General features: G+C 61.6%; 18 protein-coding genes. 12 read left to right on the top strand and 6 right to left on the bottom strand.

What is annotated here, in order from left to right; genetic code table 11:
* Nucleotides 1-189, top strand: coding sequence for a hypothetical protein (locus KCX70_RS16905; RefSeq protein WP_102847528.1), 189 nt, complete (start codon nt 1-3; stop codon nt 187-189).
* Nucleotides 190-238: 49 nt separating this feature from the next.
* Nucleotides 239-1,705, top strand: coding sequence for a helicase HerA-like domain-containing protein (locus tag KCX70_RS16900; RefSeq protein WP_212618221.1), 1,467 nt, complete (start codon nt 239-241; stop codon nt 1,703-1,705).
* Nucleotides 1,706-1,773: 68 nt separating this feature from the next.
* Here KCX70_RS16900 and KCX70_RS16895 read toward each other — a convergent pair whose 3' ends face one another.
* The 3 genes from KCX70_RS16895 to yaaA all read right to left on the bottom strand — a co-directional run bounded on the left by KCX70_RS16895 (nt 1,774) and on the right by yaaA (nt 5,204).
* Nucleotides 1,774-1,983: a hypothetical protein gene (locus tag KCX70_RS16895; protein ID WP_102853581.1), complete on the bottom strand. Its 210-nt coding sequence runs from the start codon at nt 1,981-1,983 to the stop codon at nt 1,774-1,776.
* Nucleotides 1,984-2,306: 323 nt separating this feature from the next.
* A complete protein-coding gene (locus KCX70_RS16890) occupies nt 2,307-3,752 on the bottom strand; it encodes a mannose-1-phosphate guanylyltransferase/mannose-6-phosphate isomerase (RefSeq protein ID WP_212618220.1) in 1,446 nt (481 codons plus the stop codon).
* A gap of 675 nt (nt 3,753-4,427) precedes the next feature.
* Complete coding sequence (gene yaaA, locus KCX70_RS16885) at nt 4,428-5,204, bottom strand: peroxide stress protein YaaA (protein ID WP_212618219.1); 777 nt, start codon at nt 5,202-5,204, stop codon at nt 4,428-4,430.
* Nucleotides 5,205-5,338: 134 nt separating this feature from the next.
* Between yaaA and dmeF the strand changes: the two genes are divergently transcribed.
* The 5 genes from dmeF to moaE all read left to right on the top strand — a co-directional run bounded on the left by dmeF (nt 5,339) and on the right by moaE (nt 9,247).
* On the top strand, nt 5,339-6,322 hold the full coding sequence (gene dmeF / locus KCX70_RS16880; RefSeq protein WP_212618218.1) for a CDF family Co(II)/Ni(II) efflux transporter DmeF: 984 nt from the start codon (nt 5,339-5,341) through the stop codon (nt 6,320-6,322).
* A 263-nt stretch (nt 6,323-6,585) separates the two neighbouring features.
* Nucleotides 6,586-7,974: a PhoH family protein gene (locus KCX70_RS16875; protein ID WP_021208346.1), complete on the top strand. Its 1,389-nt coding sequence runs from the start codon at nt 6,586-6,588 to the stop codon at nt 7,972-7,974.
* Between the two features lie 99 nt (nt 7,975-8,073).
* Nucleotides 8,074-8,544, top strand: a complete 471-nt coding sequence (moaC, locus tag KCX70_RS16870) for a cyclic pyranopterin monophosphate synthase MoaC (protein ID WP_102853577.1) — start codon at nt 8,074-8,076, stop codon at nt 8,542-8,544.
* Nucleotides 8,541-8,789: a MoaD/ThiS family protein gene (locus KCX70_RS16865; RefSeq protein ID WP_102853576.1), complete on the top strand. Its 249-nt coding sequence runs from the start codon at nt 8,541-8,543 to the stop codon at nt 8,787-8,789. The genes moaC and KCX70_RS16865 overlap by 4 nt, the downstream gene beginning before the upstream one ends.
* Nucleotides 8,790-8,791: 2 nt before the next feature.
* Complete coding sequence (moaE, locus tag KCX70_RS16860) at nt 8,792-9,247, top strand: molybdopterin synthase catalytic subunit MoaE (RefSeq protein ID WP_102853575.1); 456 nt, start codon at nt 8,792-8,794, stop codon at nt 9,245-9,247.
* A gap of 99 nt (nt 9,248-9,346) precedes the next feature.
* Here the strand turns inward: moaE and rhlB are convergent, their stop codons facing one another.
* The 3 genes from rhlB to KCX70_RS16845 form a co-directional block, all read right to left on the bottom strand.
* Nucleotides 9,347-10,756, bottom strand: coding sequence for an ATP-dependent RNA helicase RhlB (gene rhlB / locus KCX70_RS16855; protein WP_207765196.1), 1,410 nt, complete (start codon nt 10,754-10,756; stop codon nt 9,347-9,349).
* 120 nt (nt 10,757-10,876) lie between these two features.
* Nucleotides 10,877-11,800: a GGDEF domain-containing protein gene (locus KCX70_RS16850; RefSeq protein ID WP_212618217.1), complete on the bottom strand. Its 924-nt coding sequence runs from the start codon at nt 11,798-11,800 to the stop codon at nt 10,877-10,879.
* Between the two features lie 211 nt (nt 11,801-12,011).
* Nucleotides 12,012-12,668 (bottom strand): alpha/beta hydrolase, encoded by a 657-nt coding sequence (locus tag KCX70_RS16845; RefSeq protein WP_212618216.1) that lies wholly within the window; start codon nt 12,666-12,668, stop codon nt 12,012-12,014.
* A 346-nt stretch (nt 12,669-13,014) separates the two neighbouring features.
* Between KCX70_RS16845 and KCX70_RS16840 the strand changes: the two genes are divergently transcribed.
* The 5 genes from KCX70_RS16840 to purL all read left to right on the top strand — a co-directional run bounded on the left by KCX70_RS16840 (nt 13,015) and on the right by purL (nt 21,350).
* Nucleotides 13,015-14,043, top strand: a complete 1,029-nt coding sequence (locus KCX70_RS16840) for an amino acid ABC transporter substrate-binding protein (RefSeq protein ID WP_102853573.1) — start codon at nt 13,015-13,017, stop codon at nt 14,041-14,043.
* 87 nt (nt 14,044-14,130) lie between these two features.
* Nucleotides 14,131-15,315 carry an amino acid ABC transporter permease gene (locus tag KCX70_RS16835; RefSeq protein WP_212618215.1) on the top strand — a complete coding sequence of 395 codons (1,185 nt, stop codon included), beginning with the start codon at nt 14,131-14,133 and terminating at the stop codon, nt 15,313-15,315.
* Nucleotides 15,316-15,325: 10 nt separating this feature from the next.
* Nucleotides 15,326-16,423, top strand: a complete 1,098-nt coding sequence (locus KCX70_RS16830; RefSeq protein WP_212618214.1) for an amino acid ABC transporter permease — start codon at nt 15,326-15,328, stop codon at nt 16,421-16,423.
* A gap of 11 nt (nt 16,424-16,434) precedes the next feature.
* On the top strand, nt 16,435-17,211 hold the full coding sequence (locus KCX70_RS16825) for an amino acid ABC transporter ATP-binding protein (RefSeq protein ID WP_212618213.1): 777 nt from the start codon (nt 16,435-16,437) through the stop codon (nt 17,209-17,211).
* 242 nt (nt 17,212-17,453) lie between these two features.
* Nucleotides 17,454-21,350: a phosphoribosylformylglycinamidine synthase gene (gene purL / locus KCX70_RS16820; protein ID WP_212618212.1), complete on the top strand. Its 3,897-nt coding sequence runs from the start codon at nt 17,454-17,456 to the stop codon at nt 21,348-21,350.
* Nucleotides 21,351-21,482 lie beyond the last annotated feature (132 nt).

The following is a 21,482-nucleotide window of genomic DNA, read 5'->3' as shown; positions in this document are numbered from 1 at the left end:
ATGACCGATCCACTGGCCAAGGCTGGCGCAAGCGCGCCGCCGGTAATAGGCGCTGGCTGTGCCCAGCGTTATGACCCCGAGCATCTCACGCCGGAGCTCGGTACCGATTTCCCCGGCGCTGAGGCGCTGTGGGCGCGTTGCGCGCCTGCCAGCGAGAAACCTGCCGTGGCGATGCCTGACGGCGATTGAATATGACGGCCGGTGTCCGGTCATCTGAACCAACTGTGGAGGCGACCTTATGGCAAGCGATCATCGCTTCGTGCTGGGTGTTGAGGCTACCGGCGAACCCAGTACCCATCCGCTTCGGTTGGTCAATCGCCATGGGCTGGTTGCGGGCGCGACGGGAACTGGCAAAACAGTGACCTTGCAGCGTCTGGCTGAGCAGTTCAGTGACGCCGGGATCGCAGTCTTCGCTGCGGATATAAAAGGCGACCTGTGTGGGCTTGGGGCGGCCGGATCGCCTCAGGGAAAGATAGCCGAACGCATCGCCAGCATGCCCTGGCTCGAGCATCAGCCGCAGGCATATCCGGTCACGTTATGGGATGTCTATGGCGTTAGTGGTCATCCGTTGCGCACTACCCTTACCGAGATGGGGCCGCTGTTGCTGGGCAGTCTGCTCGAGCTGACCGATAGCCAGCAGGCGGCGCTCTACGCGGCCTACAAGATCGCCGATCGTGAAGGGCTGCTGCTGTTGGACCTGAAGGATCTCAAGGCGCTGCTGGGCTATCTCAAGCAGAACCCCGACGTGCTGGGCGACGATGCTGCGTTGATGACGTCGGCCTCGTCGCAGGCCTTGTTGCGACGTTTGGCAACTCTGGAGCAGCAGGGGGCCGACGCCCTGTTTGGAGAGCCGGCGCTGGCGCTGGAAGATATTCTGCAACCGGCGAGCGATGGGCGAGGCCGGATTCATCTGCTCGATGCCAGCACCCTCGTCCATCAGGCGCCGAAGCTCTATGCGACCTTCCTGTTGTGGCTGCTGGCGGAGCTCTTCGAGCAGCTGCCCGAGCGCGGCGATGCGGATCGTCCACTGCTGGCGTTGTTTTTCGACGAGGCGCACCTGCTGTTCAACGACACGCCCAAAGCTCTGCAGGATCGGCTGGCGCAGGTGGTTCGTCTGATTCGCTCGAAAGGGGTGGGTGTGTTTTTCGTGACCCAGTCACCCTCCGATTTGCCCGATGAGATATTGGCGCAGCTGGGGTTGCGCATCCAGCACGGCCTGCGTGCGTATACCGTCAAGGAGCAGAAGGCGTTGCGCGCCGTGGCGGAAGGCTTTCGGTCCAATCCGTCATTTTCCACGCTAGACACGCTGGTGGACCTTGGCATCGGCGAGGCGCTGGTCGGCGGGCTCGAAGACAAGGGAACGCCGGCCATGGTGCAGCGAGTTGCGATCGCCCCGCCACAGTCGAGGATCGGGCCGCTTGAAGAAAGCGAGCGACATGCCTTGATAGCGAGTTCTTCCCTGCGTACGCGTTACGACACGGCCATCGACCGTGAATCCGCTTATGAGATCCTGCTCGAGCGCGCAAACCAGGCGAAACAGGCTGACGCGCCGGAGAAGGCGCCGGCCTCCAAGAGCGATCTGGGCGACGCGTTCGGAGATCTGGCCGGGCGAGCCTTCAAAAGTGCGATGCGCCAGGCTGCTTCTCAGTTGGGCAGGCAGTTGGCGAGAGGGGTGCTGGGCTCGCTACTGGGGCGCAAGCGTTAAGTTAGCAATCTCTGCGTAAAGGCCGCTCGCTGCGTCGAGCTAGCGCAGTAGAAATGATCGGCACCGCTTCAATGTTCGTCGGTTGCCTGCTTCGCCATTTCCTTTTCGATCTTTTCAAGCTCTTTCTTGAATACCTGATCGTGAATCGTCTGTTTCTTGCGCCACGGCTTGCGTTCGGGGTCTGGTTGCGCCGCGTAGGTGGTTACTTCGCCTCCATAAACGGTCTTGAACCGGTTGGCCTGCCGTTCCAGTTCGGCGCGTAGTTCTTCTTTGGTCACTCTTGATCGTTTCCTTTTTAAGTCCAAGCCATTAGCAAGCGCGCACAGGATACCGCGGCGGTTGAGAAATACGGGCTTCGCTTATTTAAAGGTTTGGCAGGCACCTTTGCAAGCTACCCGTGGAATCCAATTATGTGGGGAAGTTAGTTCCGTTTACGTGAAGCTCTCCAAGCGTGGAGCTGCCGTCTTCTCGCGACAATTATCAGGCTGTCGATCCATGGCCGGAATGGGCTTTGGATAAAGCTCAAATTGCTGGTTGTAGGTGTTTCTTATCGGAAACAAAAAACCGCGCCGAAATCCGGCGCGGTTTTTTTTAGCTCAACTTAGCGGGCCGACTGGCTTACTACCGAGTCAGGTGCACGGCCGTAAACGTCATCGAGGCGTTCGATATCATCCTCACCCAGATAACTGCCCGATTGCACTTCGATGATTTCCAGCGGAATCTTGCCCGGGTTGGCCAGACGGTGGATAGAAGTCACCGGAATATAAGTCGACTGATTTTCGGTAAGCAGGAAGGTTTTATCGTTGCAGGTAACCTGCGCGGTGCCCGAAACGACAATCCAGTGCTCAGCGCGATGGTGGTGCATCTGCAGCGAAAGTTGCGCACCGGGGTTGACGCAGATGCGCTTGACCTGGAAACGTCCGCCCATGTCGACCGAGTCGTACCAGCCCCAGGGGCGATACACGGCGCAGTGATTCTGTGTTTCCGAGCGCTTCATGGCGTCGAGCTTGTTGACCAGCTTCTTGACGTCCTGAACCTTGTCCTTGTGCGCAATCATGGTCGCGTCCTTGGTCTCGACCACGACGATATTGTCCAGGCCAACCACGGTCACCAGCTTACCGTTGCCGTGAACTAGGCAGTTGCGGCTGTCTTCGACGATGACATCACCGCGCGACACGTTGCCGTTCTCGTCCTTTTCCAGCACGTCCCAGAGCGAGGACCAGGAGCCGACATCGCTCCAGCCGGCAGACATCGGCACGACGCAGGCCAGTTCGGTCTTTTCCATCACCGCGTAGTCGATCGAGTTGTCCGGGCAGCAGGCGAAGGTGGCCGGGTCTATCAGCACCTCTTCACCATTTTTGGCGCTACGCTCCAGGGCAACCCAGCAGGTGTCGTAGATGTCCGGATCGTGTTTCTTCAGCTCTTCCAGGAAGACGCTGGCGCGGAACAGGAACATGCCGCTGTTCCAGTAGTAGTCCCCCGATTCCACATATTGCTGAGCACGGGCTTCATCCGGCTTCTCGACGAAGTTGGTTACCCGGTTGACGCCTTCGGGCAGCCCGTTGCGCTCGCTGTGGTCACACTTGATGTAGCCATAGCCGGTTTCCGGGCTGGTGGCGGGGATGCCGAACAGCACCATCTCACCGTTTTCCGCCGCATTGGTGGCCAACGCCAGGGAACGCTGGAAAGCTTTATGATCCTCGATCACGTGGTCAGCCGGCAGGACCAGCAGCAATTCGTCTCGGCCGTCGTCGAGCAGTTTCATCGCCGCGATGGCGATTGCCGGTGCGGTATTGCGTCCGAAGGGCTCGAGCATGAGGCCCTGGATGGCCAGCTTGCGTGCCGCCAACTGCTCTTTGACGATGAAACGGTGCTCCTGGTTGCAAACCAGCAGGGGCGGCTGCATGCCGTCGAAAGCGAGGCGCTCGATGGTTTGCTGAAACAAGGTCTGTTCAGCGGTCAGTGCCAGAAACTGCTTGGGAAACGCCTTGCGAGAAAGGGGCCAGAGCCGGGAACCGCTGCCGCCTGAGAGGATGACCGGAATCATAGTGTTTCTCCTGAATCGTTGAGAAGGGGGTTCTTCTTGTCCATTTGGGCGGCCAGTGGTCTGTGCTCGCCTTGCGTTTCTTGGTCGGGCCTTCAGGTGCCGCGCGCCGTCGTGATTCGTTTTCCCGAAAGAAAACTGCCTTCGGGGCGAACTGCGTGCTCCGAGCCTGAATTAGGGGATGTAGTCTGATGGTCGATGGTTACCGCATAGGAGGCGGCGGCACCGGTCGTCGTTCTGAAAGGAGTGCGTATGAGCCCTCTGTTGATCTGACAGAAACGGGTTCGAGCGAGCTCAGGCTGCGCCCTGTCTGCCGGCGGTTGGTGCGTCCAGCTCGGCCTATATCCTTGCGCTTGGTCGCTGCTGCCGGGCGACGCTCTACGCATGCCCTGGCTGACCCTTTGAAAACGCTGTGTTGAAACCCAAAGCACGTTCATGTGCGACGTCCCTTTCCATCTGGAAGTGCCGGTACGCGCTTATGATTGCAGGTGCCTTAGGATAGTTCCCCGAGGGGCTGCCGCTGATCGGAGACTTTTTTTGATTGCCCGGTGTGCTTGCCGCGCACGTGCCTGTTATCGGCGCGAAGCGGCTGAGGATGGCCGGGCAAGAGGAGCAGATACGACGAGGCGAGCGATCGCCTTCATCGATAAGGCCAGGTGATGTGGGCCTAAGAGTGCCTCAGCGAGGCGTGTCGCGTAGAAATACCAAGTGGTCGGCCGAAGAGTCCTTGGCGCTATAGCGGTAACCGTCGTAGGCGAAATCCTGCAGCTGGTGCGGTTGCTCGATACGCTCCTTGATCACGTAACGGGCCATCAGGCCGCGTGCTTTCTTGGCGTAGAAGCTGATGATCTTGTACTGGTCGTTCTTCCTGTCCTTGAAGTCGACGTCGATCACCCGGGCATTCAGCTCCTTGCGCTTGACCGCACCGAAGTACTCTTTCGAAGCCAGGTTGAGCAGGATGTCATCGCCCTGCGCCGCCAACGCTTCGTTCAGCCAGGTGCTGATGCACGTGCCCCAGAACGCGTACAGGTCCTTGCCGCGAGGGTTCGCCAGTTTAGTTCCCATTTCCAGTCGGTAAGGCTGCATCAGATCGAGCGGACGAAGGATGCCGTAAAGGCCGGACAGCATGCGCAGATGGGTCTGCGCAAAATCCAGGTCCTGCTCGGAAAAATCGTCGGCATCGAGGCCGGTGTACACATCGCCTTTGAAGGCCAAAAGCGCCTGCTTGGCATTGTCGGGGCTGAACGTCGGCGTCCAGCTGCCGTAGCGGGCGACATTCAGGGCGGCCAGCTTGTCGGAGAGATGCATCAGCTCGCTGATCTGCTGCGGTGAATAACCCCGCAGCTGTTCGATTAGCTGCTGCGCGTGGTCGAGATGCTCGGGTTGAGTGAAGCGATCAGTGGTCGGCGGAGTGTCGTAATCCAGGGTCTTGGCTGGCGAAATCACCATCAGCATGCATCGGTCTCCTTCTAAGTGCGCTGATTCTAGGCGTTATGCCTCGGGCGCCTCTACCTATGACTCTGATTTACCTGGTGATTGACCTTACCGCAGGGTCAAGGAGCACACTTGCCTGACTACAAGGAGCCGCTATGACCGATTGCAATCATTCACGCTGGGAACACTCCCACAGTTACCGACCGCTTGAGCGGGGCACCGAGCGCCAGACGTGGGCGGTCGTACTGCTGACCGGCATCACCATGGTCGCCGAAATCGCCGCCGGTTACCTGTTCAATTCCATGGCGCTGCTTGCCGATGGCTGGCATATGGCGTCGCACATGGTAGCCATCGGCATGGCGGCGATCGCCTATCTTCTTGCGCGGCGCTATGCGCATGATCGGCGCTTCGCGTTTGGAACCTGGAAGATCGAGGTTCTGGCGGGGTTCGCCAGCGCGGTGTTGCTGGTCGTGGTGGCGCTGATGATGGTCATCGAGTCGCTGTCACGGCTTTGGTCTCCTGCCCAGATCGGTTTCGACGAAGCGCTTTGGGTGGCGGTCATCGGGCTGGTGGTGAATTTGCTCTCGGCCTGGTTGTTACGCGATCAGCACGACCATCACCATGCTCATCACGATCACGATCACGATCACGATCACGATCACGATCACGATCACGATCACGCGGCAGCGCCGGGGCGTGACCTCAACCGGCATGCCGCCTTCATTCACGTGCTCACCGACGGGTTGACCTCGGTGGCGGCCATTATCGCCCTGCTTGGCGGCAAGTATTTCGGTTGGAACTGGCTGGACCCGCTGATGGGCATCATCGGCGCGGTGGTGATCCTGATCTGGGCCAAGGGCTTGTTGCGCGAGACGGGAAAGGCGCTCCTGGACCGCGAGATGGACGACCCCCTGGTGCAGCGCGTGCAGGCGCAGCTGGAGAGGGTGCCCGATACCGAGGTCACCGATCTGCATCTGTGGCGGGTAGGGCGTGCGCAGTACAGCTGTATCGTCACTATTGTCACGCATCAGGCGTATTCGGCTGACCGCTACAAGGCCGAACTGGCAGGTTTTTCGGAGCTGGTCCACGTAACGGCGGAAATCAATCGCTGCGGCGAAAACGCCAAGGTTGATTACTGAGCCTAGCTAGCGGGCAGGGGGCGCGCCAAGGTAATTCGTCGCTTGGATAAAAAAACCTCCCTGGTTGGAAAAAGACTTTTTCCTGTCATCTGTTTTGCGGTATTACGACATCAAGACCGCCGAAACCTGCACTCACAGGTGGCGGCCTCTGGGTGGCCCCAGGCCCCTGCCACCCAAGTCCGTCTACCGTGCGCTCGGTGGTTTTCTCTACGGCGGAGGGCATTTGGCCCCCCGTCGTCCCGGATCCGAAAAGGTGATCGCGTATGGATGACTACGGCAGACCCCGCGCTACTCAGCCCACCCTCTACGTTCTGGACACCAACGTCCTGATCCACGACCCCAACGCTTTATTGAATTTCCAGGAGCACCAGGTCGCCATTCCGATGACGGTTCTGGAGGAGCTGGATCAGCTCAAGACCGGCAAGCACACCGTGGCGGCCGAATGCCGACAGGCGATTCGTCTGATCGACAAGGTGCTCGGCAACGCGACCCCCGAGGAAGTCGAACTCGGTGTACCGATCCAGCGCGAGAAAAGCGGACCCTGCGGCAGTCTGTCGATCCTGATGAGCAAGGGCGCCGACGCGACCGCGCTTCCAGAGGATCTCAACGACAACAAGATCATCAACCAGGTGGTGGAGCTGCAACGGCGCAGCAGTGGTGTTCCGGTGGTCCTGGTGACCAACGACATCAACATGCGGCTCAAGGCACGCGCCTGCGGTGTCGCGTCGGAGGACTACCACACCGACAAGCTGGTCGACGACGTCGGTCAGCTGTCTCGCGGTTATCACAGCCTGAGCGGCTCGTTCTGGGATAGGGTCAGCAAGGTCGATACCCATCAGGGGCATGGACGGACCTGGCACCGTGTGCAGCTGATCGACAACCTGCCTGCCGTGCACATCAACGAGTTCATACTCGACGAGCAGGGCTTCGTTGGTTGGATCAAGGGCATCAAGGCTGACGAGCTGCTCTTGCTGGACATGCACCAGGAGCCGTTACTGCATCAGGAAGCCTGGGGCTTGCGCCCACGCGACATCCATCAGGCGCTGGCGCTATTCGCCTTGCTCGACCCCGACATCCACCTGGTCAATCTTTCGGGAGCCGCCGGCTCCGGCAAGACCATCCTCGCGCTGGCGGCCGCCATCGAGCAGACGGTGGTGAGCAAGCGCTATCGTCGGATCATCGCGACCCGCAGCGTGCAGGGCCTCGATGAGGACATCGGATTCCTCCCAGGGACCGAGGCGGAAAAGATGGAGCCCTGGCTCGGCGCGATCACCGATAACCTCGAAGCGTTGCACATGGATGACGAGAGTACTCACGGCAGCGTCGACTACATCCTGCAAAAGGTACCGCTGCAGTTCAAATCGCTCAATTACATCCGCGGCCGCAGTTTCCAGCAGAGCCTGATTCTGATCGATGAATGCCAGAACCTGACGCCACACCAGATGAAGACCATCATCACTCGGGCCGGCAGTGGTTCGAAAGTCGTCTGCCTGGGCAACCTGGCGCAGATCGATACCCCTTATCTCTCGGCCACCAGTTCGGGGCTGACCTATCTCACGGAGCGCTTCAAGGATTTCCCGCACGGCATGCACATTACGCTGCAAGGCGTCCCCCGCTCGATACTGGCGGAGTATGCCGAGGCCCATATGTAGGCAACCCGCTGACGCCCGTCGAACGAGGACGGCGGGCCAGGCGCGGGGCGGCATGTTGTGTATACAATGTGCCGCATCGTTTTTCGGAGTCGCCTGTTTATGCTTACTCACCTCGATTCCAACGGACGCGCCAACATGGTCGACGTCACCGCAAAAGCCGTTACGGCGCGCGAAGCGGTGGCCGAGGCGAAAGTGCGTATGCGTCCTGAAACCCTGCAGATGATCCAGCAGGGCGGACATCCCAAAGGTGACGTTTTTGCCGTCGCCCGCATCGCCGGCATCCAGGCGGCGAAGAGAACTCACGAACTGATCCCGCTGTGCCATCCGCTGCTGCTGACCAGTATCAAGGTCGAGCTGCAACCGGAAGGCGATGACTGTGTGCGAATAGAGGCGCGCTGCAAGCTGGCCGGTCAGACCGGTGTGGAAATGGAAGCGCTGACGGCTGCGAGCATTGCGGCGCTGACCATCTACGACATGTGCAAGGCCGTCGACAAGGGCATGGTCGTGGAAGGTGTACGGCTGCTGGAAAAGCTGGGTGGCAAAAGCGGTCACTGGCAGGTGCCGACATGATTCAGGTGCATTATTTCGCGCGTTATCGTGAAACGCTCGGCCTCGATACCGAACAGCTGGATTGGGACTCTTCACTTCTGCAGGTCGAGGACCTCAGACGGCGACTGCTAGCGCGCGGTGGTCAATGGGCGGTATTGGGCGAGCAGAACCTGATGTGTGCTCGCAACCAGGAGCTATGTAGCCTGGACGAGCCGCTGGCCGACGGCGATGAAGTCGCATTCTTCCCCACCGTGACCGGAGGCTGAACATGGGTGTGCGGGTACAGCAGGCCGCGTTCGACCCAGGTGCCGAGCTCAATGCATTGCACGCGGCCAACCTCGGCGTCGGCGCGGTAACCGGCTTTGTCGGCTACGTTCGCGATTTCAACGATGGTCAGGATGTCGCCGGGATGTTTCTCGAGCACGCGCCCGGCATGACGGAAAAGGCACTGCAGAAAATCGTCGAGGAGGCGGGCGAGCGCTGGCCTCTGCTCAAGCTGGAAATTCTGCATCGAGTCGGCCGACTCGAACCGGGGGAGCCGATCGTCTTCGTCGGTGCCGCCAGCGCCCATCGTGAAGCGGCGTTCGATGGCTGCCGGTTCGTTATGGATTACCTGAAAACCCGGGCGCCGTTCTGGAAGAAGGAAGATACCCCGTCAGGCCCGCGTTGGGTGGAGGGCCGTTGCAGCGACCAGGCCGCGGCACAGCGGTGGCAGCAGGACTGACCAGGGTTCGGGTGAAAAGGTAATGTCAGGCACTGAAATGTCAGGCACTAAAAAGGCGAAGCCAGGCTTCGCCTTTTTGCTATCCGTTGCGGCTTCGATTCAGCGCTTGGGCGGGACCGGTGCCAGGAGTTCGGCTGGTGGCATTTCACAGCTGATCTTGCGGCCCAGCAGCGTTTCGATCGCTGGCAGGGCGAAGGCGTCATCCTCGCCGGCGAAGCTGATCGACGTCCCTGTGGCGCCCGCCCGACCGGTGCGGCCGATGCGGTGCACATAGTCATCGGGCACTTCCGGCAGGGTGAAATTGATCACATGGCTGATGCCGTCGACGTGTATCCCGCGGCCCGCGACGTCGGTGGCCACCATGACGCGAATCTTGCCCTCGCGGAAACCTTCCAGAGCACGGATACGCTTGTGCTGCGGCACGTCGCCAGACATCTGCACGGCGCTGATGCCGTCGCGGGTGAGGCGTTCCTCGATGCGACGAACCTCGTCCTTGCGGTTGGCGAACACCATCACCCGGGTCCAGTCGTTCTGCGTGATGAGGTTGTAGAGCAGCTTGTATTTATCACTGCCGGCAACGGCATAGACGTGTTGCTCGACGGTGTCGCTGGCCACGTGCTCCGCTTCGATCTCGACGATCGCCGGATCGGTTGTCCATTGCTTGGCCAGGTTCATCACGTCTTCGGTGAACGTGGCGGAGAACAGCAGTGTCTGGCGTTCGCTCTTCGGCGGCGTCTGGCGAATGATCTGGCGAACCTGCGGAATGAAGCCCATGTCGAGCATGCGGTCGGCTTCGTCGAGAACCAGCACCTCCACCATGTCCAGGTGCACTTCGCCGCGCTGATTGAAATCCAGCAACCGCCCCGGGGTAGCGACCAGAATGTCGCAATAACGGCTTTCCAGCGCCTTGAGCTGCTTGTCGAAGTCCATGCCGCCGACGAAGCTCATCACGTTCAGGCCGGTGTACTTGGTCAGGTTCAGTGCGTCGTTGGCGATCTGCACCACCAGTTCTCGAGTGGGGGCAATGATCAGCGCCCGCGGCTCGCCCATGTAGCGATCGCTGGGCGGGGGCGTCTGCAGCAGTTGGGTGATGGTTGAAATCAGGAACGCGGCGGTTTTACCGGTACCGGTCTGGGCGCGCCCGATCGCGTCACGGCCCTTGAGCGTGAAGCCGAGCACCTGCGCCTGAATCGGCGTGCAGTAAGGGAAACCCAGGTCATGGATCGCGTGCATCAGCTCGGGGGCGAGTTTGAAGTCATGAAAGCGTGTCTTGCCTTCAGCGGGCTCGACCTGAAAATCTTCCAGTTTCCAGGCTGGGGCGGGCGGGGCCGCCGGTTTGCGCGGGCGCTCTCGGCGTGGCTTGGGCGTCGCCGTAGCGGGCGCATCGGCTGGCGCATCGGTGGCCGGGCCGCGGGGTGAATCTATGGGCGTCACGGTGTGGCTGACAGGCTGGGCGGGGGTTTGCTCTGCCGGGCCTTTACCAAAAATCTTCTTGAGTGCTTTGAGCACGGTTTCGTCTCTGTCGATAAGGTTCGCCCGCCAGTGTAATGCAAGAAGCAGATACGGCGAAGACTTGCTCGGGGCGGGTGTTGCGCTTGCTCGGGCGCGTTTGGCCAAAGCCGTTCAGTATCAGCCGCATACCCGGTTTCGGCCCTGCGCCTTGGCTTGGTAGAGCGCTTGATCGGCGGCGTGGATCAGCGTCTCCAGATCATCCTCGGGCCGCATCGGCGCTACCCCGATGGAGATCGTCACGCCGGGTAGCGTCCCTATCGATGAACGGAATGTGGCGATCGCTTCAAGGCTCTGGCGCAGGCGCTCGCCGACGTTACGCGCATCGCTCAGGGTCATTTCCGGAAGCAGGATCACGAACTCCTCGCCGCCGTAGCGCACCAGGCTGTCGGCGGGGCGAAGCAGCTTGGCCAAAGTGTCCACAACCAGGCAAAGCGCATGATCACCCGCCAGGTGACCGTGCCTGTCGTTGTAGTCCTTGAACTGGTCGACATCGAGCATGAGCAGCGCGAGTGGCTGGCCATTGAAGGCGCAGCGGGTGCGTTCGCGATTGTAGATCTGCTCCAGCCACCGCCGGTTGAAGGAGCCGGTGAGGGTGTCGATGTTGGCGTTCTGCTCGCTGTTGATGATCAGCCGATCGCTCAGGCGAACCCGGTGGCAGAGCAATTCGGCGAGATTCTGCATGAGCCGGGGCGAGCGAGTGATCACCGGCATCGACCCGCGGTGCAAGCGCAACAGCAGCGAAGGTTCCAGCGCCACGACGTAGGCCGAGGGCGGCAGGCCGTCCATGAAGCTGATTTCGCCTGCACAGTCGCCGGCGCCGATGGTCCGCACCGGCTGCCCGTCGAGCGAGTCGAGGTGGACGGCGAGTTCGCCGTCGAGCACCAGGTACAGGTATTGATTGGCTTGCAGTGGCGAAAGCAGGATATCGCCGGTGTCGATCCGGTATGGCTCGAACAGCTCCTGCAACAGGCGCAGGCAGGGCTCGTCGACATGATCGAGCAGGCGTGCTTGTCGCAAGTGCTGCATTTCGACACGCCTCATGACGGCGACATCCTGCCGGAATACTTCTTCGTCATGACTCGCTATGCCCCGTCGATTTTGGTCGGGCCGGCTCGGTCTGGCCGCGAATGCGCTGCGAAAGCGGGCGCATCGAGTTAGCTCTACCCAGCTGAAGGGTAGCCTTAATTGACCGATCGGCCAGGCGCGCAGCGTCACATTTCTTGACGAAGGCGGTGCTCAGCCTGCTTGCACCTCAGGCGAGACGGGCCAGCAGCCAATCGCCGATATCGCTGATTTCCTTGGGGCTCACCTCGTGGGCCATGGGGTAGTCCTTCCATTCGGCCGTGACGTGGTTCTGCACCAGGCTCTCGTAGGCGGCGCGTCCCATCGACGGCAGCACGACATTGTCAGCGGTCCCATGCAGGCATAGCACCGGAACGCTTTGCTGCTCGGCCGAGAGTTTGAGGTCAGTGCTGAAGGTCGGTGCGTAGGTGGACAGCGCCAGAACGCCGCCCAACGGGCCGGCCCAGCGAAGGAAGGCGGTGTGGTAGACAACCGCACCGCCTTGAGAAAAGCCCGCGAGGATGATGCGTCGGGGATCGATGCCGCCGTCTCGCTGCGCCTCGATGAGGGCGATCACCGTTTGTGCAGATTCTTCGAGCTGCGCCTGGTTGATCGCCCTGGCCGGGCTCATGGCGAGAATGTCGTACCAGCTTGGCATCGCCCAGCCACCGTTGATGGTCACCGCCTGGGTCGGCGCCTGGGGAAGGACGAAACGAGTCCGTAACAGGCGTTCCTGCAGGGCTTCGGCGACCGGGAGGAAGTCATAGCGATCGGCGCCGAGGCCGTGCAGCCAGATGACGCACGAGTCGGCAGATGTTGCGGGTTCGATGATCAGTGGGGCGCTCATATGGGCTCCGTCTGGGGCTCGCCTCATGTTGGGGCGGGCGGGAAGGGTGGATGCAGCAAGATGCAGCGAGGTTACCTGTACCCGCGCCGCCGTTGAAGGTCGCAGTGCCGTTCGGGCTGCTTATGAATGGTTCTGGTATGGCGCTTGCTTCGTCACGTGGTGGCACGGATACCGAGGTCGCTCGCGCTCGTGCTGGCGAGTGCATCGGGAGAAGTTGCCGTTAATCAATCGGCGACTAGACTCAGGTCAGGTGCTTCTGCCGTTCCGCTCGATGCATGCCGGTTGGCATGCGCGACGCAGGTAGACGACCCCGACCCCGCAGAATAAAAGCAAACTGGAGGTTTCGATGATAAGGGTTAAATCCACACTGGCCGTGCTTGGCGCTGCGACACTTCTGAGTGTCAGTGGCCTGGCGCAGGCAGGGGCGACTCTGGATGCGGTGAAGAAGAAGGGCTTCGTGCAGTGCGGCGTGAGCGACGGCCTGCCAGGCTTCTCCTTCACCAACGCCAAGGGCGAGTACAAGGGAATCGATGTGGATGTCTGCCGCGCCGTCGCGGCTGCGGTGTTCGGGGACGCCAACAAGGTCAAGTTCACCCCCTTGACCGCCAAGGAGCGCTTCACCGCGTTGCAATCGGGCGAGGTCGATGTGCTGTCGCGCAACACCACCTGGACCAGCTCCCGCGATTCGGCGATGGGGCTGAATTTTACCGGCGTGACCTACTACGACGGCCAGGGCTTTCTCGTGAACAAGTCGTTGGGCGTCTCCAGTGCCAAGGAGCTCGACGGGGCCACCGTCTGTATCCAGGCGGGCACCACCACCGAACTCAATCTGTCGGATTATTTCCGCGCCAACAACCTCAAGTACACCCCGATCACCTACGACACGTCCGATGAAAGCGCCAAGTCGCTGGAGTCCGGTCGCTGTGATGTGCTCACCTCGGATCAATCGCAGCTCTATGCGCAGCGGATCAAGTTGGCCAAGCCGGACGACTACGTGGTGTTGCCAGAAGTCATTTCCAAGGAGCCGCTGGGCCCAGCCGTGCGCCAAGGTGACGAGGAGTGGTTCGATATCGTGCGTTGGTCCTTGCTGGCAATGATCAATGCCGAGGAGCTCGGCATCACCGCGGCAAACGTCGAGGAAACCGCCAAGACCACCAAGAACCCGGACGTGGCCCGTTTGCTCGGCGCCGAAGGCGAGTATGGCAAGGACCTGAAACTGCCGAAGGACTGGGCGGTGCAGATCGTCAAGCAGGTTGGCAACTATGGCGAAGTGTTCGAACGCAACATCGGTTCGGGCAGCGAGCTGAAGATCGATCGCGGTCTCAATGCGCTCTGGACCAACGGAGGTCTGCAGTACGCGCCACCGGTGCGTTGACCGAGCCAGGCCAGTGGAAACTGGCCTTGTTTCAGGGACGAGCATTGCCGGTGCGCTAGCATCGGCAGTGCCTTATGAGGTTTCTTGATGCGAACCATCGCCAAAACGGAGGCAGCGCGCGGCTCGTTGCTCACGGATCCGCAGGCGCGAGCCTGGTTGTTCCAGATTCTGGCAGTCGTGACGGTAGTGGCTGTCGGCTGGTTTCTCTTCGACAATACCCAGACCAACCTCGCTCATCGGGGCATTACATCCGGCTTCGGCTTTCTCGATAATGCGGCCGGTTTCGGCATCTCCCAGCACCTGATCGACTACAGCGAAAGCGACTCCTACGGGCGTGTGTTCTGGGTCGGCTTGCTCAACACGCTGTTGGTCAGCGTCATCGGCATCATCCTGGCGACGCTCATCGGTTTCGTCCTCGGCGTTGCGCGACTGTCACCCAACTGGCTGATCCGCAAGATCGCCACCGTGTACATCGAAACGTTCCGCAATATCCCGCCGCTGCTGCAGATATTCTTCGTCTACTTCGCCGTGCTCAGCCCGTTGCCAGGGCCTCGCAACAGCTTGAGTCTGTGGGACATCATTTTCGTCAACAACCGCGGTGTGCAGATGCCTTCGCCAAGCGCCGGGGACGGCTTCTGGCCGTTCTGGATCGCCTTGTTCGTGGCGCTGGTGGCCATCGTCTTGCTTAACCGCTGGGCACGTGCACGCCACGACGCGACCGGTCAGACATTCCCTGCGTTCTGGGCCAGCGTCGCCTTGTTCGTTGCCATCCCGACCTTGTGTGGGCTGCTGTTCGGCGCGCCATTCCTCTGGGAAGTGCCGGAACTCCAGCGTTTCAATATCCGCGGTGGCTGGGTCATCATCCCCGAGTTGGTGTCGATCGTGCTGGCGCTCTCGATCTACACCGCAGCCTTTATCGGCGAGACCGTTCGTGCCGGCATCCAGTCGGTCAGCCATGGCCAGACCGAGGCAGCCGCGTCGTTGGGCCTTCGCCCGGGCCGCGTTTTGCGCCTGGTCATCATTCCCCAGGCGCTGCGGGTGATCATCCCGCCGCTGACCAGCCAGTACCTCAACCTGGCGAAGAACTCGTCGTTGGCCGCTGCGATCGGTTATCCCGACATGGTTTCGCTGTTCGCTGGAACGGTGCTGAATCAGACCGGGCAGGCGATAGAAACCATGGCCATCACCATGAGCGTCTACCTCGCCATCAGCATCAGCATTTCGCTGCTGATGAACTGGTACAACAAGCGCATTGCGCTGATCGAACGGTGAGGGCCAGCGCATGACGACTCATACTTTTAAGCCGGACCTGCCGGCGCCATCCGCCAATATCGGCGTGGTTGGCTGGATGCGTGCCAACCTGTTCTCCAACTGGTGGAACACGCTGCTGACGCTGGTCGGGCTGTATCTGATCTGGATGATCGTTCCGCCCATGCTCGAGTGGGCGATCATCAAGGCCGACTGGAGCGGCGAAACCCGCGCCGACTGCACGCGCGAGGGCGCTTGCTGGGTGTTCGTGCAGACGCGCTTCAGCCAGTTCATGTACGGCTTCTACCCGCCGGAATTGCGCTGGCGGGTGGATGCGACCGCCTGGCTTGCCATTGTCGGCGCAGCGCCTTTGTTCCTGCGGCAGATGCCGAGCAAGGCGCGCTATGGCATCGCCTATCTCATCGTCTATCCGCTGGTCGCCTACTGGCTGTTGCACGGCGGCTTCCTCGGCCTCGAAAACGTGCCGACCAGCCGCTGGGGCGGGCTGATGCTGACGATCGTGATCGCCGCGGTGGGCATCGCCGGGGCGCTGCCGCTCGGCATCCTGCTGGCGCTCGGTCGACGTTCGGACATGCCGGCGATCCGTGTGCTCTGCGTGACCTTCATCGAGTTCTGGCGTGGCGTGCCGCTGATCACGGTGCTGTTCATGTCGTCGGTAATGCTGCCGTTGTTTCTCCCCGAGGGGATGAACCTCGACAAGCTGATGCGCGCGATGGTGATGGTGGTCTTCTTCGAGGCGGCTTACGTCGCCGAGGTGGTGCGCGGCGGTTTGCAGGCGATCCCCAAGGGCCAATACGAGGCCGCTGCGGCGATGGGCCTGGGTTACTGGCGCAGCATGATCCTGGTCATCCTGCCGCAGGCGCTGAAAATGGTCATTCCGGGCATCGTCAATACCTTTATCGCCCTGTTCAAAGACACCAGCCTGGTGATCATCATCGGCCTGTTCGACTTCCTCAACAGCATCAAGCGGGCGACCTCCGATCCTGCCTGGCTGGGGATGTCGACCGAAGGTTACGTATTTGCAGCGCTGGTCTACTGGATTTTCTGCTTCGGTATGTCGCGCTACTCGATGCACCTGGAGCGCAAGCTCGACACCGGTCACCGGAATTAAGGAAAAACACCATGAGCGAGAATTCTCTACGTTCCGACCGGCCTGCGCAGGCCGACGAGCCGGTCATCCAGATGCAGGCCGTACACAAGTGGTTCGGCCAGTTCCATGTACTCAAGGACATCAATCTCAACGTCACCCAGGGCGAACGCATCGTGCTGTGTGGGCCGTCCGGCTCGGGTAAATCCACCACCATTCGTTGCCTCAACCGGTTGGAGGAGCACCAGCAGGGGCGCATCGTGATCAATGGCGTCGAGTTGACCAACGACCTCAAGCAGATCGAGGCGATCCGCAGCGAGGTCGGCATGGTGTTTCAGCACTTCAATCTTTTCCCACACCTGACCGTGTTGCAGAACTGCACGCTGGCGCCTATGTGGGTGCGCAAGATGCCGCGGCGTCAGGCCGAAGAAGTCGCCATGCACTATCTCGAACGTGTGCGGATCCCGGAGCAGGCCAACAAGTTTCCCGGTCAGCTGTCGGGCGGGCAGCAGCAGCGGGTCGCGATCGCCAGGGCGCTGTGCATGAAACCGAAAATCATGTTGTTCGATGAGCCGACGTCGGCGCTGGATCCGGAAATGGTCAAGGAGGTGCTCGATACCATGGTCGGGCTCGCCGAAAGCGGCATGACCATGCTCTGCGTGACCCACGAAATGGGTTTCGCCCGTACCGTTGCCGACCGGGTGATCTTCATGGACAAGGGCGAGATCGTCGAAGAGGCCGATCCGGACACCTTCTTCACCAACCCGGTCAACGATCGGACCAAACTGTTCCTCAGCCAGATACTGCATTAGCAACGCGGCGCTCGGCCGAAATCAGCGAGCGCTCGGCCTAGCAGTGGGATTGTTGTGAAACGGAAGCGGAGCGTCGCCTGGCTCCCTGCGGTCCTGCGGACGGCCAGCCGGCGATGTTCTGCCCTCACGCTGCTGGCTGATCGACAGCTGCGAGCGCCCGCTTGCAGCAGGCTTAGCCTCGACGGCCGTCATGGGCTAGAATACGCGGCCCGACTGCTCCCCTCCCCGAGGCTGTTCCGACGATGTTGATCCTGCGCGGCGCTCCCGCTCTTTCCGCCTTCCGTCACGGCAAGCTCCTGGCGCAACTGACCGAGAAGGTCCCCGCCGTGAGCGGGTTGTATGCCGAGTTTGCTCATTTCGCCGAGGTATCCGGCACGCTTGGCGCGGATGAAGAGCGTGTGCTCTCCCGGCTGCTGAAGTACGGGCCGAGCGTACCGGTGCAGGAGCCTGCCGGTCGGCTGTTTCTGGTGATCCCTCGTTTCGGCACGATTTCTCCATGGTCGAGCAAGGCCAGCGACATCGCCCGCAACTGCGGTCTCGACAAGATCCAACGCCTCGAGCGCGGCATCGCCTATTACGTGGCCGGAGAGCTGTCCGATGACCAGGCTCGGCAAATCGCCGCAGCGCTGCACGACCGCATGACTCAGCTGGTGCTCGAGCGTTTCGAAGACGCCGCGAACCTGTTCAGCCACGCCCAGCCCAAGCCTCTGACGGCGGTCGACGTCCTTGGCGGAGGTCGCGCGGCACTGGAGCGGGCCAACGTGGAGTTGGGGCTGGCGCTCGCCGAAGATGAAATCGATTATCTGGTGGCCAGCTTTACCGATCTGGGGCGCAATCCTCACGACATCGAACTGATGATGTTCGCCCAGGCCAACTCCGAGCACTGCCGTCACAAGATCTTCAATGCCAGCTGGGACATCGACGGCGAGAGCCAGGACAAGTCCCTGTTCGGCATGATCAAGAACACCTATCAGCTGCACGGCGAAGGCGTGCTGTCCGCCTACAAGGACAACGCCGCGGTCATCATCGGTAACGTGGCCGGGCGCTTCTACCCGAATCCGGACACCGGTGAATACGCGGCCAACCGCGAGCCGGTGCACATCCTGATGAAGGTCGAAACCCACAACCACCCGACGGCCATCGCGCCATTCCCGGGTGCGGCCACCGGCTCGGGCGGCGAAATCCGCGACGAAGGCGCCACGGGCCGAGGTGCCAAGCCCAAGGCCGGGCTGACCGGTTTCACCGTGTCGAACCTGAACATCCCTGGCTTCGAACAGCCCTGGGAAGTGCCGTACGGCAAGCCCGAGCGCATCGTCACGCCGCTCGACATCATGATCGAAGGCCCGCTCGGCGGCGCGGCGTTCAACAACGAGTTCGGCCGGCCCGCGCTGAGTGGTTACTTCCGTACCTTCGAGCAATCGATCAGCACCCCGCATGGCGACGAAGTGCGCGGCTATCACAAGCCGATCATGCTGGCCGGCGGCATGGGCAACATCCGTGAAGATCACGTGCAGAAGGCCGATATTTCAGTCGGCGGCAAGTTGATCGTGCTCGGCGGCCCGGCGATGCTCATTGGCCTGGGCGGCGGCGCAGCCTCGTCGATGGCGACCGGCAGCAGCTCGGCCGACCTGGACTTCGCCTCGGTACAACGTGACAACCCGGAAATGGAGCGCCGCTGCCAGGAAGTCATCGACCGCTGCTGGCAGCTGGGTGACAAGAACCCGATCAAGTTCATTCATGACGTCGGCGCAGGCGGCCTGTCCAACGCCTTCCCGGAACTGGTCAACGATGGCGGACGCGGCGGGCGCTTCGAGCTGCGCAAGGTTCCGAACGACGAGCCGGGCATGGCACCGCTGGAAATCTGGTGCAACGAATCCCAGGAGCGCTACGTGCTATCGGTCGATGCGGCTGATCTCGAGCGTTTCGAGGCGATCTGCCGGCGCGAGCGTTGCCCCTTCGCAGTGGTCGGTGAGGCGACGGCCGAACCGCATCTGACGGTCTCCGACAGCCACTTCGGCAACAATCCGGTCGACATGCCGCTCAATGTGCTGCTCGGCAAGGCGCCACGCATGCACCGCAGCGCTGTGCGCGAGGCCGAGCTGGGCGACGATTTCGCCGCCGAACAGGTCGACCTGAGCGAAGCGATCGATCGTGTATTGCACCACCCGGCCGTGGCCAGCAAGAGCTTCCTGATCACCATCGGCGACCGCAGCATCACCGGCATGGTGGCGCGCGATCAGATGGTCGGGCCCTGGCAGGTGCCGGTGGCCGACTGTGCCGTGACCGCCACCAGCTACGACGTCTACACCGGCGAAGCCATGGCGATGGGCGAGCGGACCCCGCTGGCGCTGCTCGATGCGCCCGCTTCGGGGCGTATGGCGATTGGCGAAACCCTGACCAACCTGGCTGCCGCACGCATCGAGAAGATTTCTGACATCAAACTCTCCGCCAACTGGATGGCCGCGGCCGGGCATCCGGGCGAGGACGCGCGGCTGTACGACACCGTCAAGGCGGTCGGCATGGAACTATGCCCGGCGCTGGGCATTACCATCCCGGTGGGCAAGGATTCGATGTCGATGAAGACCCGCTGGAGCGAGGAGGGCGCCGAGAAGAGCGTGACCTCGCCACTGTCGCTGGTCGTTTCCGGTTTTGCGCCGGTCGTCGATATTCGCCAGACCCTGACGCCGCAGTTGCGACTGGACAAGGGCGAAACCGATCTGGTCTTGATCGATCTGGGCCGTGGGCAGAACCGTATGGGCGCTTCGATCCTGGCGCAGGTGTACGGGCAGATGGCGCGCCAGGCGCCGGACGTCGATGATGCCGAGGATCTACAGGCATTCTTCGCGGTGATCCAGGGCCTCAACGCGGACGGCCTGCTCCTGGCCTATCACGATCGCTCCGATGGCGGGTTGCTGACGACAGCACTGGAGATGGCGTTCGCCGGGCATTGCGGCCTCAACCTTAACCTCGATGGTCTGGTGGAGGACGCGGCGCAGATTCCCGCGGCGCTGTTCAACGAGGAGCTGGGTGCGTTGCTCCAGGTGCGCCAGGGCGATACCGAAGTTGTGCTCGCCCAATTCAGCGCCGCGGGTCTGGCCGACTGCGTGTCGGTCATCGGCCAGCCGGTCAACAACGGGCACGTGGCTATCCGGTTCCAGGGCGCCGATGTGTTCGCAGGCGATCGTCGTCTGCTGCAACGCCAGTGGTCCGAGACCAGCTACCGGATTCAGCGCCTGCGCGACAATGCCGACTGCGCCGACCAGGAGTTCGACGCGCTGCTCGAGGAAGACAACCCTGGCCTGAGCGTCACGCTGGGCTTCGACGTCAACGAGAATATTGCCGCGCCCTTTATCAAGCGTGGCGTCAGGCCTGAGGTGGCGATCCTGCGCGAACAGGGCGTCAATGGCCAGACCGAAATGGCCGCTGCGTTCGATCGTGCCGGGTTCGCTGCGGTCGACGTTCACATGAGCGATATCCTCGCGGGGCGTATCAGTCTCGAGCGTTTCAAGGGTATGGTCGCCTGCGGCGGCTTCTCCTACGGCGACGTGCTGGGTGCCGGTGAAGGTTGGGCCAAGTCGATCCTGTTCAACAGCCGTGCCCGTGAGGACTTCAGTGCCTTCTTCGAGCGCAAGGACAGCTTTGCCCTGGGCGTCTGCAACGGTTGCCAGATGCTTTCCAATCTGCACGAGTTGGTGCCCGGCAGCGAGTCGTGGCCGCACTTCGTGCGCAACCGCTCCGAGCAGTTCGAGGCGCGGGTGGCCATGGTGCAAATCCAGGATTCGCCCTCGATCTTCCTGCAGGGCATGGCCGGTTCGCGTCTGCCGATCGCCATCGCCCATGGCGAAGGCCATGCCGAGTTCGAGAGCGAAGAAGCACTGCTCGAGGCCGATCTCTCCGGCACGGTCGCGCTGCGTTACGTCGACAATCACGGCAAGGTCACCGAGCGTTATCCGGCCAACCCGGGCGGTTCGCCGCGGGGTATTACCGGGCTGACCACGCGTGACGGTCGCGTGACCATCATGATGCCGCACCCTGAGCGGGTGTTCCGCGCCGTGACCAACTCCTGGCGTCCGGACGATTGGCAGGAAGATGGTGGCTGGATGCGCATGTTCCGCAACGCGCGGGTCTGGGTGGACTGAGGTCGCGCTGTGCGCAAGAGCCCGGAGGCGCTTTAGGTGCTCCGGGCTTTTTCATATCTGTGATCTGGTCGACCATGGCGGGTGAACCAAGCTCGGATGGCAACGTCTGATAGTTGCGCTCGGCCTTACCGA

It is taken from the genome of Stutzerimonas stutzeri (genome assembly GCF_018138085.1).
Lineage (GTDB): Bacteria > Pseudomonadota > Gammaproteobacteria > Pseudomonadales > Pseudomonadaceae > Stutzerimonas > Stutzerimonas stutzeri_AI.
Note: the sequence above shows the minus strand (reverse complement) of the source record. Positions and strands in the feature narration are given on the sequence as shown.

What these genes read in the sequence shown, in the direction of transcription:
- KCX70_RS16845 (WP_212618216.1), bottom strand. Translation starts at nt 12,668, where the DNA reads ATGAGCGCCCCACTGATCATCGAACCCGCAACATCTGCCGACTCGTGC.
- KCX70_RS16890 (WP_212618220.1), bottom strand. Translation starts at nt 3,752, where the DNA reads ATGATTCCGGTCATCCTCTCAGGCGGCAGCGGTTCCCGGCTCTGGCCC.
- KCX70_RS16825 (WP_212618213.1), top strand. Translation starts at nt 16,435, where the DNA reads ATGAGCGAGAATTCTCTACGTTCCGACCGGCCTGCGCAGGCCGACGAG.
- dmeF (WP_212618218.1), top strand. Translation starts at nt 5,339, where the DNA reads ATGACCGATTGCAATCATTCACGCTGGGAACACTCCCACAGTTACCGA.
- KCX70_RS16875 (WP_021208346.1), top strand. Translation starts at nt 6,586, where the DNA reads ATGGATGACTACGGCAGACCCCGCGCTACTCAGCCCACCCTCTACGTT.
- KCX70_RS16865 (WP_102853576.1), top strand. Translation starts at nt 8,541, where the DNA reads ATGATTCAGGTGCATTATTTCGCGCGTTATCGTGAAACGCTCGGCCTC.
- moaE (WP_102853575.1), top strand. Translation starts at nt 8,792, where the DNA reads ATGGGTGTGCGGGTACAGCAGGCCGCGTTCGACCCAGGTGCCGAGCTC.
- KCX70_RS16830 (WP_212618214.1), top strand. Translation starts at nt 15,326, where the DNA reads ATGACGACTCATACTTTTAAGCCGGACCTGCCGGCGCCATCCGCCAAT.
- KCX70_RS16840 (WP_102853573.1), top strand. Translation starts at nt 13,015, where the DNA reads ATGATAAGGGTTAAATCCACACTGGCCGTGCTTGGCGCTGCGACACTT.
- KCX70_RS16850 (WP_212618217.1), bottom strand. Translation starts at nt 11,800, where the DNA reads ATGAGGCGTGTCGAAATGCAGCACTTGCGACAAGCACGCCTGCTCGAT.
- yaaA (WP_212618219.1), bottom strand. Translation starts at nt 5,204, where the DNA reads ATGCTGATGGTGATTTCGCCAGCCAAGACCCTGGATTACGACACTCCG.
- KCX70_RS16835 (WP_212618215.1), top strand. Translation starts at nt 14,131, where the DNA reads ATGCGAACCATCGCCAAAACGGAGGCAGCGCGCGGCTCGTTGCTCACG.
- moaC (WP_102853577.1), top strand. Translation starts at nt 8,074, where the DNA reads ATGCTTACTCACCTCGATTCCAACGGACGCGCCAACATGGTCGACGTC.
- KCX70_RS16905 (WP_102847528.1), top strand. Translation starts at nt 1, where the DNA reads ATGACCGATCCACTGGCCAAGGCTGGCGCAAGCGCGCCGCCGGTAATA.
- KCX70_RS16900 (WP_212618221.1), top strand. Translation starts at nt 239, where the DNA reads ATGGCAAGCGATCATCGCTTCGTGCTGGGTGTTGAGGCTACCGGCGAA.
- purL (WP_212618212.1), top strand. Translation starts at nt 17,454, where the DNA reads ATGTTGATCCTGCGCGGCGCTCCCGCTCTTTCCGCCTTCCGTCACGGC.